13 protein-coding genes are annotated in these 16,894 nt (G+C 70.0%); 6 read left to right on the forward strand and 7 right to left on the reverse strand.

Annotated features, from left to right (window positions below; translation table 11 throughout):
• Positions 1 to 106 precede the first annotated feature (106 nt).
• On the reverse strand, positions 107 to 1,030 hold the full coding sequence (locus tag ACFJIT_RS08175) for a LysR family transcriptional regulator (protein ID WP_379655558.1): 924 nt from the start codon (positions 1,028 to 1,030) through the stop codon (positions 107 to 109).
• Positions 1,031 to 1,161: 131 nt separating this feature from the next.
• Here ACFJIT_RS08175 and ACFJIT_RS08180 point away from each other — a divergent pair, with 131 nt between their 5' ends.
• On the forward strand, positions 1,162 to 1,569 hold the full coding sequence (locus ACFJIT_RS08180; RefSeq protein WP_130519608.1) for a RidA family protein: 408 nt from the start codon (positions 1,162 to 1,164) through the stop codon (positions 1,567 to 1,569).
• A gap of 136 nt (positions 1,570 to 1,705) precedes the next feature.
• Entirely contained in the window at positions 1,706 to 3,364 is a 1,659-nt protein-coding gene (locus ACFJIT_RS08185) for a DUF3300 domain-containing protein (protein WP_379655559.1), read from the forward strand.
• A gap of 888 nt (positions 3,365 to 4,252) precedes the next feature.
• Here ACFJIT_RS08185 and ACFJIT_RS08190 read toward each other — a convergent pair.
• The 3 genes from ACFJIT_RS08190 to ACFJIT_RS08200 form a co-directional block, all read right to left on the reverse strand.
• Positions 4,253 to 6,733, reverse strand: a complete 2,481-nt coding sequence (locus ACFJIT_RS08190) for a prolyl oligopeptidase family serine peptidase (RefSeq protein WP_379655560.1) — start codon at positions 6,731 to 6,733, stop codon at positions 4,253 to 4,255.
• Positions 6,734 to 6,910: 177 nt separating this feature from the next.
• A complete protein-coding gene (locus ACFJIT_RS08195) occupies positions 6,911 to 7,855 on the reverse strand; it encodes an NAD(P)/FAD-dependent oxidoreductase (RefSeq protein ID WP_379655561.1) in 945 nt (314 codons plus the stop codon).
• Positions 7,856 to 7,964: 109 nt separating this feature from the next.
• Positions 7,965 to 8,429: an Rrf2 family transcriptional regulator gene (locus ACFJIT_RS08200; RefSeq protein WP_379655562.1), complete on the reverse strand. Its 465-nt coding sequence runs from the start codon at positions 8,427 to 8,429 to the stop codon at positions 7,965 to 7,967.
• A 186-nt stretch (positions 8,430 to 8,615) separates the two neighbouring features.
• Between ACFJIT_RS08200 and ACFJIT_RS08205 the strand changes: the two genes are divergently transcribed.
• The 4 genes from ACFJIT_RS08205 (at position 8,616) to wrbA (ending at position 10,814) form a co-directional block, all read left to right on the forward strand.
• Complete coding sequence (locus tag ACFJIT_RS08205) at positions 8,616 to 9,413, forward strand: HipA family kinase (RefSeq protein ID WP_379655563.1); 798 nt, start codon at positions 8,616 to 8,618, stop codon at positions 9,411 to 9,413.
• Positions 9,391 to 9,783, forward strand: a complete 393-nt coding sequence (locus ACFJIT_RS08210) for a DUF3037 domain-containing protein (protein ID WP_130519600.1) — start codon at positions 9,391 to 9,393, stop codon at positions 9,781 to 9,783. Before ACFJIT_RS08205 ends, ACFJIT_RS08210 begins: the two co-directional genes overlap by 23 nt.
• Before the next feature lie 84 nt (positions 9,784 to 9,867).
• Positions 9,868 to 10,152: an acyl-CoA-binding protein gene (locus tag ACFJIT_RS08215; RefSeq protein ID WP_130519598.1), complete on the forward strand. Its 285-nt coding sequence runs from the start codon at positions 9,868 to 9,870 to the stop codon at positions 10,150 to 10,152.
• Positions 10,153 to 10,214: 62 nt separating this feature from the next.
• A complete protein-coding gene (gene wrbA, locus ACFJIT_RS08220; protein ID WP_379655564.1) occupies positions 10,215 to 10,814 on the forward strand; it encodes an NAD(P)H:quinone oxidoreductase in 600 nt (199 codons plus the stop codon).
• A gap of 542 nt (positions 10,815 to 11,356) precedes the next feature.
• On the opposite strand, the gene ACFJIT_RS08225 is transcribed toward wrbA, so the two are convergent.
• Genes ACFJIT_RS08225 through ACFJIT_RS08235 form a run of 3 tightly spaced genes read right to left on the reverse strand, consistent with a single transcriptional unit; the run spans position 11,357 to position 16,812 of the window.
• A complete protein-coding gene (locus ACFJIT_RS08225; RefSeq protein WP_379655565.1) occupies positions 11,357 to 12,850 on the reverse strand; it encodes an efflux transporter outer membrane subunit in 1,494 nt (497 codons plus the stop codon).
• Positions 12,844 to 13,590 carry an SDR family oxidoreductase gene (locus ACFJIT_RS08230; protein WP_379655566.1) on the reverse strand — a complete coding sequence of 249 codons (747 nt, stop codon included), beginning with the start codon at positions 13,588 to 13,590 and terminating at the stop codon, positions 12,844 to 12,846. Before ACFJIT_RS08230 ends, ACFJIT_RS08225 begins: the two co-directional genes overlap by 7 nt.
• 39 nt (positions 13,591 to 13,629) lie before the next feature.
• Complete coding sequence (locus tag ACFJIT_RS08235) at positions 13,630 to 16,812, reverse strand: efflux RND transporter permease subunit (protein ID WP_130519590.1); 3,183 nt, start codon at positions 16,810 to 16,812, stop codon at positions 13,630 to 13,632.
• Between the last annotated feature and the right edge of the window lie 82 nt (positions 16,813 to 16,894).

Consider the following 16,894-nt stretch of genomic DNA (forward strand, 5'->3'; position numbering starts at 1 on the left):
GCATCGCGCCCAGTGTATGGCCCGGACAATGGCGGGCCTGCACGCGCTCGCGCGTTCGACAGAGGCCTTACGGACACATGGGCCGATCCGGCGTGTTCGCCGTGCTTCAACGTGGAAGGACGGCGCTCGCGTCGCGCGCGTCGACCAGTTCCACCACCCAATCGATGAACGCCCGCAGCTTGAGGTTGGGATGGCGGTTGGCCCGGTAGGCGATCGAGAGCGGCATCGGCTCCAGCCGCCAGTCGTCGAGCAGACGCACCAGCGCACCCGAGGCCAGCGCCTCGCGGGTCATGTAGTGCGGCAGACAGAGCAGGCCGAGCCCGGCGGTTCCCGCGGCCAGGCAGGCATTGCCATCGTCCAGGGTGACGACAGGGCGGATACGCGGCACCAGGTGTTCGTTGCCCTTGTGCAGGGCCAGTTCCAGCAACTTGCCGGTGCGCGGGGAACGAAACCCCACGACCCGGTGCGCCGCCTGGGTCAGCGCGTCGGGATGGGTGGGCGTGCCATGGCGCGCCAGATAGGACGGTGCGGCGTAGAGGCCAATCTCCAGCTCGCCCACATGCCGCGCGACGAGCGAGGGATCGGTGATCACGCCCGCGCGCACCACGCAGTCCACCTGTTCGCCGATCAGATCGACCGCGCGATCGCTGACGCCGATGTCGAAGCGGATGTCCGGATAGCGCGCCAGGAAATCCGGCAGCGCCGGCAGCAGCACGAAGCGCGCCCAGGGGCTGGGGACATCCACGCGCAGGCGGCCACGCGGCGCCGTCGCCGCGGCCGCCAGGCTGTCTTCCGCGTCTTCGATGTCCGCCAGCACGCGCACCACCTGCGCGTAATAGGTCAGCCCGTCCGCGGTCGGATTGACCCGGCGCGTGGTGCGGTTGAGCAGCTTGACCTGCAGGTGCGCCTCCAGCTGCTGCACGAGCTGGGTCGCGCTGGTCTTGCTGATGCGCAACGCGGCCGCCGCCTTGGTGAAGCTGCTCGCTTCGACCACGCTGGCGAACACGCGCATCGCCTCGAGTCGGTCCATCCTGCGTCCTCCGTTCGCGCATTGTTTGCGCTGCGCGAATAGTGATACCGCAATCGCCCGGTTTTTCGCGCGATGGCTGGCTCCTACAGTGCCTCCTCCCGGCCCAGATGGCCGCTCCCGAGACGAACAACATGCATACGCGCGACGTGGTCTTCCCCGAAGGCCGGCAGGCGCTCTACACGCAGCACCGCTACGCACCGGCCGTGCGCAGCGGTGGGCTGCTGTTCGTGTCCGGACAGGTCGGCAGCCGCGAGGACGGCTCCCCCGAGCCGGACTTCGCCGGCCAGGTCCGGCAGGCGTTCGCGCAGCTGCAGGCGACGCTGAAAGCCGCTGGCTGCGGGCTGGACGACGTGCTCGATGTCACCACCTTCCACACCGATCCCGAGCGCCAGCTCGAGACGGTCCTGGCGATCAAGGACGAGGTCTTCCCGCAGCCGCCCTATCCCACCTGGACGGCGGTGGGCGTGACCTGGCTGTCGGGTTTCGACTTCGAGATCAAGGTGATCGCCCGCCTTCCCGGCGCGGCGGATCCGGTCTGACCCGGCCTCCCGAGCGCGCTGAACCGCCGCTTCACGCCCTCGCCTGCCACGGCCGCCGACGCGGAAACAGAAAGGTTGCCGACAGCTAGGCGGGCCCATGCTCGCCGCCGCGATCCAACCTGCCCGGAGCTGCATCATGCGTGCCGTCCGTCCCACCTCCCTCGCGCGCGTCCCGCGCGTCCCCGCCCTGCTGGCGCTTGCGGTGGCCGCCACGCTGAGCGGTTGCCCGCAGACCCAGACCGCCGCCCCGACACCGCCGGCGCAGGCCGCGCTGCCTCCCGCCGCGGCGCCGGCTCCGGCCGCGCCGCTGCCCGATGCGCAGGATCTGTATCGCCTGGTCGCGCCGATCGCGCTGTTTCCCGATCGCCTGGTCGCTCAGACCCTGGCCGCGTCGATCTACCCGGTCCAGGTCACCCAGGCCGACCAGTGGCTGCACGACCAGTCAGGCCTGTCGCCGGAGGCCAAGATGCAGGCGGCCAACGCGCAGCCGTGGGACCCGGGCGTCAAGGCGCTGACCCAGTTCCCCGATGTGATGGACCAGCTGGCCGGCAACCTGCCCTGGACCACGGCGCTGGGCCAGGCCTACGCGGCCGAACCGGGCGATGTGCTCAACGCGGTGCAGGTCATGCGCCAGCGCGCGCAGGCCTCGGGCCATCTGCGCGACACGGCCCAGCAGCGGGTCAGCGTGGTGCGCAGCGAGGCCGCCCCGGCCAGCGCGGTCGCGACCGTGGTGCCCGCGCCGTCGACCACCATCATCATCGAGCCGGCCCAGCCCGAGCGGGTCTATGTGCCGCGCTACGACCCGGATGTGGTCTACGGCGAGCCGCTCTACGTCCACCGCGTCTACGGCTACCGGCCGCCGCCGGCCTGGAGCACGGGCGATCTGCTGGCCACCGGGGTGGTGTCCTTCGGGCTGGGCGTGCTGGTCGGCAGCAGTTTCCACGGCGGCTGGGGCGGTCCGCCGCCGCCCCCGCCGCCGCCCTGGGGCTGGCAGGCCTGGGGCGTGGCCTGGCATGCGCCGCCAGGCATTCCGCCTTATGTCGCCTACCAGCAGCAGCGCTTCGCGCCGCCGCCGGTGGTGGTCCAGCGCATCAACCAGCGCACGACGGTGCAGAACATCAGCTACGACCTGCATGGCCATGCCACGGTGATCAACAACAACGGCACGCTGGTCAGCGCGCCGCAGCATTTCGGCGCGCCTGCGCCCGGGACGGCCATGGCGATGCCGCACTTCAACCGCGCCATGTGGCAGGCCGGGCAGCCGGTGCATGCGCCGCCGCCCATGTCCGGGATGGCGCAGGCGCTGCCGGCCAGGCTCAGCGCGCCGCGTCCGGCGGCGCTGATGCCGCCTGTTCCCGCAGGCGAGCATCTGGCGGGGTTCCATGGCAACCCGCCGCCGCATGGGCCCATGTCGGCGCCACGTGCGTTCGCGATGAATACCCCTGCGCCTCAACCAGCGCGGATGGACATGGCGCGCGCGGCGTCAATGAACGGTCCGGGGCCGGGCGACGACCGGCATGCGCGGCACGAGGCGCCGGCGGCGTTCGCGCCCATGGCCGCCAGCGCGCGTGCGCCGGCGCCGATTCCGCACTGGGAGAATGCGCGTTCTGCGCCGCCGCGCGCCGAGCCGCGTCCCGAACAGGCGATGCGCATGCCGCCCCCGGCCTGGGTCAGCCGCCAGAGCGAACGGCCGTTCCCGGCCCAGATGCCGCGCCCGCCGCAGCACGGCAACGACCACGCCAGCAACCGCCCCGCTCCGCCGCGCGACAACAAGCGGCATCACGAGCATGGCTGAGCACAGGCTCCTTCTTCTGATCGAGGGATCGCGGCATCTGCGCGCATAGGCTCCAAAGGCGCAGTGGTCCCCCGAGTGGGGGCTGCTTTTTCCTTGTCAGATCATCTGCCCCGCCTACACACCCCTCTCGTCGTTCCCGCGAACGCGGGAACCCAGGGACTTTCGGTCGGTGCACCGAAAGCAGGCTCTCCTCGCGATCCTGAGGTCGCGTTGCAGTTGAGCGTCTTGGCTTCGGAAGGGCAGCGGTCCGGCGGGCGGGGGCCGCTTTTCCCTCAATCAGGGCATCCTGCCCTGATTCGGGCGCTCGGCTTCCTGCCTCGCTAGGCGCGGCCCCCGCCCGCCGGACCGCTGCTGCGCGCATCACGCCGAGGACTTCGGATCGAAAGTCGAAAGGCGTTCCGATCCATCAACCGGGGCCTCGATCTGGCCGGTTAGGCAGAGAGCGAGAGCCTGGACGGTTCGTAGCAGCGGCAGGTGCGATCAGTCTTTGCGAATCCCCCGCCCCTGTGGGAGCCGCCATGGCGGCGATGGGGCTTTAACGGGAAAGCCTCATCGCCGCCACGGCGCCCCCACCTGTAGAGCGGAGCTCGCTCCGCTGCTCTTCGTTCGGTTCGTGGGGAAGGCCCCAGCGGAGCGAGCTCCGCTCTACAGACGGGCGGCTGCTGGAGTTGAGGAGACAGTTGCTCCCATCGCAGCATGAAGCGCGGTCAATCCACCCCATCTCAGAGGCGGCCCGGGATGGCGGACCGAGCCGAGGAGCCGTGCCCGGCTGGGTCGAGGCTGGTTGGCGAAGTCCGTGCACCCACCCTGCGCGCCAACAAGAAACAAAAACAACGAAGGCGGCATCGTCCGATGCCGCCTTCGTCTCAACGCTGCCGCAGTCGCCGACTACTTCGCCGGCTTTACCGGCTTGGCTGGCTTCACGTAGGTGTCGAACCAGTTGAGCATCTCGTAGACCTCCTGGGCGTTGGACTCCAGGGCGGTGTACCAGTGCGGCTCGTGCGGCAGCATGACCAGGCGGGTGGTGCCGCCGTTGCCGCGGATGGCCTGGTAGAGCTTGATCGACTGGAACGGCTCGGTGCCGGGGTTGGCGTCGTCCTCGCCGTGCATCAGCAGCAGCGGAAGCTTGATCTTGTCGGCATAGAAGTACGGCGAGGCCTTCAGATACACATCACGCGCCTGCCACAGCGAGCGGCGCTCGTTCTGGAAGCCGAACGGGGTGAAGGTCTTGTTGTACGAACCGCTGGTGGCCATGCCGGCGCGGAACAGGTCGGTGTGCGCGATCAGGTTGGCCGTCATCAGCGCGCCGTGGCTGTGGCCGGTGACGCCGATACGATCGCGGTCGACCACGCCCAGCTCCACCGCCTTGTCCACCGCCGCCTTGGCGTCGGCGGTGAGCTGCTCCAGGTAGGTGTCGTAGGCGGTCTTGGGATCGCCGACGATGGGGAAACTGGCGTTGTCGATGATCGCGTAGCCGGCCAGCAGCAGCAGGCGGTAGTACGGCAGGCGGGTGAAGGTGTTCTGCGACCCGCTCACCTGCCCGGCTTGCGCGCTGGAGGCGAAGTCGGCGGGATACGCGTACAGCACCGCCGGCAGGCGCGTGCCTTCCTTGTAGCCGGGCGGGGTGTAGAGGGTGAAGGACAGGTCCAGCCCGTCGGCGCGCTTGTAGGTGACCAGGCGCTTCTTGATCTGGCGCACTTCCGGCGTCGGGTCGGGCAGATGGGTCAGCGCGCTGCCCTGCGAGGCGAACTGCGCCTCGCCTTCGGCCGCGTCGGCCAGCGGCTGGCCCAGCGTGCGCAGGTAGGCGTTGGGCGGATCCATCAGCGACTGGTGCCAGGTCAGGAACTGGCCCGCGGCGGCGGTGAAGCCGAGGAACTGGTCGTAGTCGTCGGTGCCGCTGCGGAACAGGCGCTCGCTCTTCAGCGAATCCAGGTCCAGCCGGTCCAGGAACGGCCGGTCGCCCTGGGGCGAGGCGCCCTGCCCGCGCAGGAACACGCGGTTGCCGTCCTGGCGCACCACGACCGCGCCGTTGGGCAGGCGCCGGTACACGAACATGCCCGGGTCCTTGTACAGCTCGTCGCTGGACATGTCCCACAGCACGCGGCCCGGATCGCCCGGCTTGTCGATGTCCACGATGCGGGTGGTCTGCCAGTGGCGGTTCTCGTCGGACTCGAACTGGAACGACACGCCCGGCTGGGCGGTGAAGGCGTAGCCGGCGAAGCGCTGCGCCGTGCGCGTGACTTCCACCGGCGCGGCGGTGAACGGCGCCTTGCGCATCAGCACGCGGTCGCGATGCGGCACGGTGACGTTCCAGTCGCCCTTGTCCAGGGCCTCGGCGTAGAGCAGCGTGGCCGGCTCGGTGGCGCGCCAGCCGAACTCGCGCGGGCCTTCGGGCACGCCGTGCACCGGCACGCGGTCGGCCAGCGGCAGCCGCGCGATCAGCGTGGACTTGCCGCTGGACACGTCCAGCACCGCCACATCGCGGGCGAAGCGCTGGTAGGTCACCGCATGCGAGTACGGCGCCTGGATCGCCTCGGTGCGCACGTGCACGCCATCGGGCGCGCCGTCGACGTCGTCGTAGATCGCCGGGGCGCCGACATCGCGCACCTGGCCGCTGGCCGCATCGACCACCGCCAGCTGCGAGGTGCCGTAGTAGACGAAGCGCGCTTCGTCCAGCGGGCTCTTGAGCGTGTCGCGCGCCTCGTAGGTGCTGCTCTCGCCCTGCCCGCCCAGCGACTGCTGGATGTCCGGGCCGGAGGCGCCGTCGTCGACCGGCGCGGCGCCCTGGCCGGCGGGCACGCGCTTGACCAGCAGGGTCTTGCTGCCGTCCAGCCACTGCACGGCGCTGTTGAAGATCGGGTTGAGCGCCACGCCCGGCACCGGGTGCGCCTGGCCGCTGCGCGCGTCGCCCAGCCACAGCTCGACCGAGGTCGGGGTGACGTTCTGGAAGGCGAACTGGGTGCCGTCCGGCGACCACATCGCCGCGCCCGGGCAGGCGCCGGCGGGCAGCGCGACCTTGCGCATCTGGCCGCTGGCGATGTCCACCAGGGTGAAGTCGGCCACGCAGGCGGGAATGCCGTAGCCGGCCTGGGTGTCGTGGCGGCTGCGGTTGGCCGGCTCCAGGCGCACGCCGGCCAGCTTGTAGTACGGCCGCGCGACGCGCTCGATGGACGGATAGGTCTGCGCGGTGGTCAGCAGCAGGCGCTGGCCGGTGGGATCGACGCTGGGCGTGGGCGGCGGCGGCGCCTTGAGCACCTTGAGCAGGTGTTCGGGCGGCGCGTCGTAGCCGGCCAGGGCCGGGCCGGTGGCGCAGAGGGCGATCAGGCCGACGGCCAGCGCCGTCGACCAGCACTTTCCTTGAAGCTGCATGTCATTCCCCGAGGGCGAAAAGGACGCTGCCGCGCAGCGATGCCACGCAGCCGCCCGACTCTAGCACCGGCCTTGCGCGCCGCCCCTGGGCCAGAAGTCAGGCCTGCCGCAAGGCGATTGCGTCCGCTCCCGGCGTGCGGCGGCGGCGCTCGCGCCAGGCACGCTGGCGCGGCCCGACTAAGCCACGGCCTTCAGGCCAGCCGCCTGCAGCCGGGCCTCGATCAGCGAGCGGTGCGCGCCAAGGCCGGCCATCGCACCAGAGGACACCGCCAGCGGCAGGCTGGGCGTCGGCCCGGCCAGATCGCCGGCGGCGAACACGCCCGGCACATTGGTCTGGCGCGTCTCGTCCACCTGCACGTACGGGCCCATCGGGCCTTCGGCGAGCGCGCAGCCCAGCGGTTCGAGCAGGGGATTGGCCAGCGCCACGCGCGGCGCGGTGAACAGCGCCTGCAGTTCGATGCGCCGACCGTCCGCCAGGCGCACTGCGGACAGCGCATCGCCCTCGCCTTCCAGCGCCACCACCGGCGTGTCCTCGAACCGCACCTCGAACGCCTGCAGCGCGCCGCGCTGCGCATCGTCCGGCGCATGGCGCCCCTGGCTGAAGTAAGTCGTCGGCCCCCACTGCGCCACGACCTGCGCCTGGTGCGGACTCATCGGGCTGTTGGCCAGCACGCCAAGCGCCTGGCCGGCGAATTCATAACCGTGGCAGTACGGACAATGCAGCACGCTTTGGCCCCAGCGCGAGGCGAGACCGGCGATGTCCGGCAGGACATCGCGCACCCCGCTGGCCAGGATCAACCGGCGCCCGTGGACCGTGCCGCCCTCGTCGAGCGTGATCTGGAAGGCCTCGCCATCGCGCGCCGCGTCGGTGGCGAGCCCCGCCTGGAACGACACGGTCGGATACGCCATGACCTGCGCGATCGACTCATCCAGCAACTGCGCTGGCGGCTTGCCGTCGTGGCCCAGCAGTCCGTGCGCATGCGAGGCGAACCGGTTGCGCGGGCGCCCCCCATCGATGATCAGCACCCGCTGGCGGGCGCGGGCCAGCATCAAGGCGGCCGACAGACCGGCAAAGCTGCCGCCGACGATGATCACATCGTGCGTCTGGTCCGAGAAAGGCATGGCTACTCCACGTCGATTCGAGTGCCAAGCACTATACGTAACTTTTTTAGTTACACAAAGAAACGCACCGTTGCGCGCTGGGCTCAGGCCCGCCCAATTCCCGGAAAGCTCAGGCGCGATGCGCCTTGGCGGTGCGCCGGTCCCAGTTGCCGGCCCTGCACAATGCGTCGAACTGCCCGGCCAGATCGGCCAGGGTTACCTCGCCCAGGCGTGCCAGCAGCAAGGCCTCGGCCTGCCGCAGGGCGTCGTCGATGGCCGCATTGACCACCTTCTCCACGCCGCAGTCCGGATTGGGGTGCTCGTGCCCCAGCGCGAACAGCTTCTCGCCGCCGACGGCGCGATGCACGTCCAGCAGCGTCACCTGCGACAGATCGCGATCCAGCGCCCAGCCCCCGCCGGGCCCGCCGGTCGAGCGCACGTAGCCCGCCTTGCGCAGACCCGCCATCGTGCGCCGAACCACCACTGCGTTGGTCCCCACCATCGCGGCGATCTGCTCGGACGTGAACGGCGCATCGTGCCGCGCCATGTGCAGCAGCACGTGCAGCATCCGGGACAGGCGGCTGTCGGTTCTCACGGCGTCAGAGGGTGCGATTCATGCGCGGCGCAGGCTAGCACGCCCTGCAGATACCGAAGGACGCACGATGCTGTCTTCGCCCTGCGCTCCCAGTTCCCTGCCCGGCGCGCCGCCACAGACTCGACACACGTCGAATCCGCTGCCGGCGCTTCTGCACACCGGCCCGTTCGGCTAGGCTTGCCGGCCATGTCGCCCGCCGCCCTGCCACTGAAGACCGTCCAGGCCACGCGCTACGTCACGCCGCTGCGCGAGGGCGGCTCGCTGCCGGCCGTGGTGGAGGCCGATGACGACGGGCTGTACGTGCTCAAGTTCCGCGGCGCCGGGCAAGGGCCCAAGGCGCTGGTCGCCGAGCTGATCGCCGGCGAGCTGGCGCGTGCGCTGGAGCTGCCGGTGCCGGAGATCGCCCTGGTCGAGCTGGATCGCGAATTCGCCCGCACCGAGCCCGATCCGGAGATCCAGGACCTGATCCGCGCCAGCGAAGGCCTCAACCTGGGCCTGGACTACCTGCCCGGCGCGCTCAACTACGATCCGGCGGCGATGGCGGTCGAGGCGCAGCTGGCCTCGCGCATCGTTTGGTTCGACGCCTTCATCAGCAACGTCGACCGCACCGCGCGCAATCCCAACCTGATGGTCTGGCATCGCCGGCCCTGGCTGATCGATCACGGTGCGGCGCTGTACTTCCACCACGACTGGGAGCACGCGGGCGAGGCCTGTGAGCGTCCGTTCGTGCTGATCCGCGACCACGTGCTGCTGCCCTTCGCCGACCATATCGCCCAGGCCGATGCCGAACTGGCGCCGCGGCTGACCGATGCGCTGATCGAGCGCATCGCCGCGGCCGTGCCCGACGCCTGGCTGGAGGGCGAGCCGTTCTTCGCGGACGTGGCCGCGCATCGCCAGGCCTATGTCGACTACCTCAAGCGGCGCCGCGACGCGCGCGCCGCCTTCGTGCAGGAGGCCATCGATGCCCACGCTGCACACGTATGACTATGCGGTCATCCGCGTGGTGCCGCGGGTGGAGCGCGAGGAGTTCATCAACGTCGGGGTGATCGTCTCCTGCCCCGGCGCGCGCCAGCTGCAGGCCGCGGTGGAGATCGACGAACCGCGCCTGCGCGCCTTTGCCCCGGCGTTGGACCTGGAGACCACGCGCGCCTGGCTGGACGCGCTGGTGGCGGTGTGTCGCGGCGATGCGGGCGCCGGCCCGGTGGCGCAGCTGCCGCCGCGCGCGCGCTTCCACTTCCTCACCGCCCGGCGCAGCGCCATCGTCCAGGTCTCGCCCACCCACGTGGGCCGCACGCGTCAACCGGACAACATCGTCGAGCACCTGCTGCAGCGCATGGTGCGCGTGCCGCGCTGAGACGCGCGGCGCTGTGCAGCGCAACGTGACCGGCGCGGGCCGGCGTGCTCAGATCGCGCGCTCCCCACCTTGGAACCGGGCGCCATGGCCCAGATCGCCGCCACCGAATTCGAACAGGCTACGCTGGACGTCCAGACCCTGCCCGAACGGCCCGACAACGACACCCTGCTGCGCCTGTACGGCCTGTACAAGCAAGGCACCGAGGGCGATGTGCACGGCAACAAGCCGGGCTTCTTCGACTACGTCGGCAGCGCCAAGTACGAGGCGTGGGAGCGCCTGCGCGGCACCGCGCAGGAGATCGCGCAGCGCCGTTATGTGACGCTGGTACGCGAACTGCTCGACGAGGCCGGCGGCGCGACGCGGCGATGACGTGACCTGACGCCAGGCCCTGCTACGGTCCGCGCTCCCTTCGAAAAAGCGAGTCGCATGCCATGGCCAAGGTCCTCGTCCTGTACTACTCCGCCTACGGGCATGTCGAAGCGATGGCCCAGGCCGTCGCCGAAGGCGCGCGCAGCGCCGGCGCGCAGGTGGACATCAAGCGCGTACCCGAGCTGGTGCCCGAGGAGGTCGCCAAGGCCTCGCATTACAAGCTCGACCAGGCCGCGCCGATCGCCAGGATCGACGAGCTGGCCGACTACGACGCCATCGTGATCGGCGTGGGCACGCGCTTCGGCCGCATGGCCTCGCAGATGGCCAACTTCCTCGACCAGGCCGGCGGCCTGTGGGCCAAGGGCGCCCTGCACGGCAAGGTCGGCGCGGCCTTCACCTCCACCGCCACCCAGCACGGCGGCCAGGAGACCACGCTGTTCTCGATCATCACCAACCTGCTGCACTTCGGCATGGTGGTCGTGGGCCTGGACTACGGCTTCAAGGAGATGATGACGCTGGACGAGGTCGCCGGCGGCGCGCCCTACGGCGCCACCACCCTGGCCGGCGGCGACGGCTCACGCCAGCCCTCCAGGATCGACCTGGACGGCGCCCGCTACCAGGGCCAGCGCGTGGCGCAGACCGCGATCAAGCTGCATGGCTGAGTGATTTGCCCCACCCTTTGGCCGCAGGCCGAGGGGAGCTGGAAGTCGCGTCTAGCGACTGAGGGGAAGGGGTCGCTTTTCGCGGGAAGGGCAACGGCAAAAGCAAAAGCAAAAACAAAAACACCCCCTCCCAACCTCCCCCTTCGCTGCGCGAAAGGGGAGGCGCTGTTTCTCGGCTCGGCGATAGCCCCGCGCGTTTCGGCCATTTCGCGCTTTCCAATGTCGTGGGAGCAACTGTCTCCTCAAATCTCAGCGGCCTGCCTGTAGAGCGGAGCTTGCTCCGCTGCTTTTCTGCCGGATCATGGGAAAGCCCCAGCGGAGCAAGCTCCACTCTACAGGTGGGAGCCGCCAAGGCGGCGATGAGGCTCTACCGGTAAAGCCACTCGCCGAAATGGCGGCTCCCACATGATGCCGGCGCCCTCCTCGGCCTCCGGACCTGCATGCGTGCATCGGCCTTGGACCTGCACGCGCGCTAGCGCAACAGGCAAAACGCCTCAAGGCCGTGCGGTGGCGATAACTTCGTCACCGCCACCGAGGCGCGATCACCGCACCTCCTGCAGCGCCACCGCCCGCGCCTCCGCCGCCGCGCCCGGCGACGGCGGCGGCAGGCTTTCGGCCGCGACGTACTCGGGCCAGCCGCCGGCCAGCGCGGCGTACAGCTGCACCATCGCCACGCCGCTGCGCACGCGGCCCTGGATCGCCGCGTCCTGGCTGTCCAGGCGCGTGCGCTCGGCCTCGAGCATGTCCAGCGTGTCGATCGCGCCGTTGTCCAGCCGCAGGCGGGCCACCTGCGCGGCGCGCGTGCCGGCCTGCGCGGCCTGATCCAGATGGGCCGATTCGGTGCGGCTGCGATCCACCCGCACCAGCGCGTTCTCGGTGTCCTCCAGCGCGCGCAGGACGGTCTGCTGATAGGCGGCCAGGTCCTGCGCGGTCTGCGCGTTCGCCGCCGCAATGCGCGCACGCACGCGGCCCACGTTGAGGAAACCGACGTCCAGCCCCAGCGACAGCACGCGCGTCTCGCTGTCGCGGGCGAACAACGCGCCGCTGCCCAGCGCCTGCGTGCCGAACAAGGCCCCCAGGCTGAAGCGCGGGAACAGATCCGCCGTGGCCACGCCGACGCGCGCGGTGGCCGCGGCCACCCGACGCTCGGCCGCCGCCACGTCCGGACGGCGACGCAGCAGGTCCGACGGCGTGCCCGGCAGCGGCGCCGCCGGCAGGGTCGGCAATGCGCCGCTGGTCATCAGCTCGGCCGCCATCGACTCCGGCGTGGCGCCGACCAGCACCGCGATGCGGTTGGCCGCCACGGCCTCGGCCGCTTCCAGCGAGGGAATCCGCGCCAGCGTGGCTTCCAGCTGCGCGCGGCCGCGGTCCACGTCGAAGGCATCGCTGAAGCCGGCCTCCGTGCGCGCCTGCAGCAGCTTGAGCGTGCGCTCCTGCGTGGCGGCGTTCTCGCGGGCGATGTCCAGCTGCGATTGCAGGCCGCGCAGTTCGAACCAGCCCTGCGCCACGCTGGCTGCGATGGCCACCTGCATGGCGGCCAGGTCGGCCGAGGCCGCCTGCGCATCGGCGCGGCTGGCTTCGCTGGCGCGCCGCAGGCGGCCGAACAGATCCAGCTCCCAGCTCACGCCCAGCCCGCCGACGTAGTTGTGCGTGTCGCGGCCGTCGCGATCCACGCCCGGCGCCTGGTCGGCGCTGCTGCGCACGCGCTCGGCCTGCGCATTGGCGTCCAGCTGCGGCAGCCGCGCGTAGCCGGCGTCGCGGGACAGCGCGCGGGCCTGGTCGTAGCGCGCCAGGGCGATGCGCACATCGTGGTTCTGCAGCAGCGCGCGTTCGACCAGCGAGGACAGCTGCGGATCGTTGAAGGCCCGCCAGAACTCGCGCTCGGCCGTGGTCGCGCTGCCGGCGACCTGCGCGGTCACCGGCGCCTGCACGAAGGTCTCCGCGCGCGGCGCATCGGCACGCACGTAGTCCGGCCCGACCGTGCAGGCGGCCAGCAGCGCCGAGGCGACGCCGATGCCCAATACATGCCTCACCATGGCAGCACCTGTCCCAGGTAGGTGAAACTTCCGGTCGGGCCGTCGGCGCCGATCAGCGCCATCTGCACGCTGGTCTTGGCGCCTTCCGGCACGTCGATCTCGCCGCGCTGCTCGCCGTCGCTGTAGTTCATCTCGGTCTTCACGTAGCCCGGATGGATGGTGTTGACCTTGACCGGCGTGTCGCGCAGCTCATAGGCCAGGTGGATGGTCCACGCGTTGACCGCGCTCTTGGACACGTCGTAGGCCGGGATCTTGAAGTGGTAGATGAACGAGTCCGGGTCGCTGTGCAGGGTCAGCGAGCCCAGCGCGCTGGACACGTTGACGATGCGCCCGGCCTCGGCGGCCTTGATCAACGGCAGGAACGCCTGGGTGGTCTCGACCAGGCCGAACAGGTTGGTGTCGAAGGTCTTGCGCCAGGTCTGCAGCGACTGCTCGGAGGGCAGCTTGTCGCTCTCGTCGGCGACGATGCCGGCGTTGTTGATCAGGATGTCCAGCTTGCCGTGGCGACCCTGCACGGCCTGCACCGCGGTGGTGATGCTGGCCGTGTCGGTGACGTCCAGCTGCAGCGCCTCGACCGACAGGCCCTCGGCTTGCAGGGTCTGCGCGACCTGCTCTGCAGCCTGCTGACTGCGGCCGGCCAGGATCACATGCACGCCGGCCTGGGCCAGCTGGCGCACGGTCTCGGCGCCGATGCCGCGGGTGGCGCCGGTGACCAGCGCGATCTTCTTGGAAGTGTTCATGTCATAGCTCCGTGTTGGGAACGAGAAGGAAGGACGCGCTCAGTGCGCGGTTTGCGGATGGGTCTGCGCCAGGGCCGGGGCCGCGTCGTGATGGACCAGCTGACGGCCGGAGAGCTTGCGCAGGGCCACGTAGAACACCGGGGTCAGGAACAGGCCGAACAGGGTCACGCCCAGCATGCCAGCGAATACCGTCACGCCCGTGGCCGCGCGCACCTCGGCGCCGGCACCGTGCGAGAACACCAGCGGCACCGTGCCAGCGATGAAGGCGATGGAGGTCATCACGATCGGGCGCAGACGCAGGCGGCAGGCTTCCAGGGCGGATTCGACGATGCCCTTGCCGCCCAGCTCCAGCTCGCGGGCGAACTCGACGATCAGGATCGCGTTCTTGCACGCCAGGCCCATCAGCACCACCAGGCCGACCTGCACGAACACGTTGTTGTCGCCGCCACTGAGCCACACGCCGAACAGCGCGGACAGCAGCGTCATCGGCACGATCAGGATCACCGCCAGCGGCAGGGTCCAGCTTTCGTACAGCGCGGCCAGCACCAGGAAGGCCAGCATCACCGCCAGCGGGAACACCACCATCGCCGCCTTGCCCTGGCTGGCCTGCTGGTAGCTCAGGTCGGTCCATTCGATATGCATGCCGTTGGGCAGCACCTGGGCGGCCAGGTCGGTCAGCTTCTGCATCGCCTCGGCCGAGGACAGCACGCGCGCATCGGCCTCGCCGGCCAGGTCGGCGGCCGGATAGCCGTTGTAGCGCAGCACCGGGTCGGGGCCGTAGGTCTGCTTGATGTCCACCATCGAGCCCACCGGCACCATCTGCCCGGCGGCGTTGCGCACCTTGAGGCGGGCGATGTCCTCGACCGTCTCGCGGTACGGCGCATCGGCCTGGGCGATCACCTGCCAGGTGCGGCCGAACTGGTTGAAGTCGTTGACGTAGGCCGAGCCCAGATAGGTCTGCAAGGTGTCGAACAGGTCGGTCAGCGCCACGCCCTGGGCCTTGGCCTTGGTGCGGTCCACCTGCGCATCCAGCTGCGGCACGTTGGCCTGGTAGGTGCCGATCGGGAAGCTCATGCCCGGCACCTGCGACACCGCGCCCTGGAACTGGCTGACCGCGTTCTGCAGCGCGCCGTAGCCCAGGTTGCCGCGGTCCTCGATGAACATCTGGTAGCCGTTGCCGTTGCCCAGACCCAGGATCGGCGGCGGCATCATCGAGAAGGTCAGGCCCTCGCCCAGCGAGGAGATCTTGCGGTTGATCTCGGCATTGATCTCCAGCGCGCTGCGATGGCGCTCGGCAAACGGCTTGAGCGTCAGGAACACCACGCCGGTATTGGGCGTGTTGGTGAACTGCAGCGCGTTGAGGCCGGGGAAGGAGATCGAGTGCGACACGCCCTCGGTGTGCATGGCGATGTCCGAGACCTTGCGCAGCAGCGCGTCGGTGCGCTCGATCGAGGCGCCTTCGGGCAGCTTCACGCCGGCGATCAGGTACATCTTGTCCTGGGTCGGAATGAAGCCGGCCGGCACCGCCTTGAACATCACGCCGGTGGCCAGCAGCAGGCCGATGTAGATCGCGAACACGATGCCGCGGCGGCCCAGGATGCGCGAGACCGTGCCCTGGTAGCGCGACGAGCTGCGGTTGAAGAAGCGGTTGAACGGGCGGAACACCCAGCGGCCGAACACCCGCTCCATGCCGCGCGACAGCGCGTCCTTGGGCGCGTCGTGGCCCTTGAGCAGGCGCGCGGCCAGCGCCGGCGACAGGGTCAACGAGTTGATCGCCGAGATCACCGTGGAGATGGCGATGGTCACCGCGAACTGCTTGTAGAACTGGCCGGTCACGCCGGACAGGAAGGCCATCGGCACGAACACCGCGCACAGCACCAGCGCGATGGCGATGATCGGCCCGGAGACCTCCTTCATGGCCTGGTGCGCGGCGGCCAGCGGGGTCAGGCCTTCCTCGATGTTGCGCTCGACGTTCTCCACCACCACGATCGCGTCGTCCACCACGATGCCGATCGCCAGCACCAGGCCGAACAGGGTCAGGGTGTTGATCGAGAAGCCCAGCAGGTACAGCGCGGCGAAGGTGCCCACCACCGACACCGGCACGGCGATCAGCGGGATGATCGAGGCGCGCCAGGTCTGCAGGAACAGGATCACCACCAGCACCACCAGCAGCACGGCCTCCAGCAGGGTGTGCACCACCGCGCTGATCGAATCGCGCACGAAGATCGTGGTGTCGTAGACCGCCTCGTACTTGACGTCCTCGGGGAACTGCTTGGTCAGCTCGTCCATGGTCGCGATGACCTCATCGCGGATCTGCAGCGCATTGGCGCCCGGCGCCTGGAAGATGCCGATGCCGACCGCGTTCTTGCCGTCCAGCTGCGAGCGCAGCGTGTAGTCGCCGGCGCCCAGCTCCAGCCGCGCCACGTCGCGCAGGCGCACCACCTGGCCGTCGCTGCCGGTCTTGAGCACGATGTCGCCGAACTCCTGCTCGGTGCGCAGGCGGCCCTGGGCGTTGATCAGGGTCAGGAACTTGCTGCCCGGCATGGGCTCGGCGCCGAGCTGGCCGGCGGAGACCTGCACGTTCTGCTCGCGCATGGCGCCGACCACGTCGCTGGCGTTGAGGCCCAGGGCGGCGATGCGCTCCGGATCGAGCCAGGCGCGCATGGCGTAATCGCCGCCGCCGAACACCTGCGCATCGCCCACGCCCTGGATGCGCGCCAGCGCGTCCTTGACGTGCAGGCGCGCGTAGTTGCGCAGGTACAGGCTGTCGTACTTGCCCTTGGGCGAGGTCAGGTGCACCACCATCAGGAAGGTCGGCGACTGCTTCTGCACCGTCACGCCCTGACGGCGCACGTCCTCGGGCAGGCGCGCATTGGCCTGGGCGACGCGGTTCTGCACCTTCACCGCCGCATCGTCGGCGTCGGTGCCGGGGCGGAAGGTGACGGTCATCTGCAGCACGCCGTCCGAGCCGGCCACCGACTTGAGATACATCATGTTCTCGACGCCGTTGATCTGCTCCTCCAGCGGCGTGGCCACGGTCTCGGCGATGACCTTGGGATTGGCGCCCGGGTACACCGTGCGCACCACCACCGACGGCGGCACCACTTCGGGGTATTCGCCGGTGGGCAGCAGCGGCAGCGCGATCAGGCCCGCGGCGAAGATCACGATGGACAACACGGCGGCGAAGATCGGCCGGTCGATGAAGAATCTGGAAATGTTCATGGGGTGGTGTTCCTGAAAGTGAGCGACGCCGCCCTCGCTCCTTTCCCGGAGCGAGGCTTCATTGCGTGTTGCATTCCTGCCT

Source organism: Pseudoxanthomonas sp. UC19_8 (assembly GCF_042700505.1).
GTDB lineage: Bacteria > Pseudomonadota > Gammaproteobacteria > Xanthomonadales > Xanthomonadaceae > Pseudoxanthomonas_A > Pseudoxanthomonas_A winnipegensis.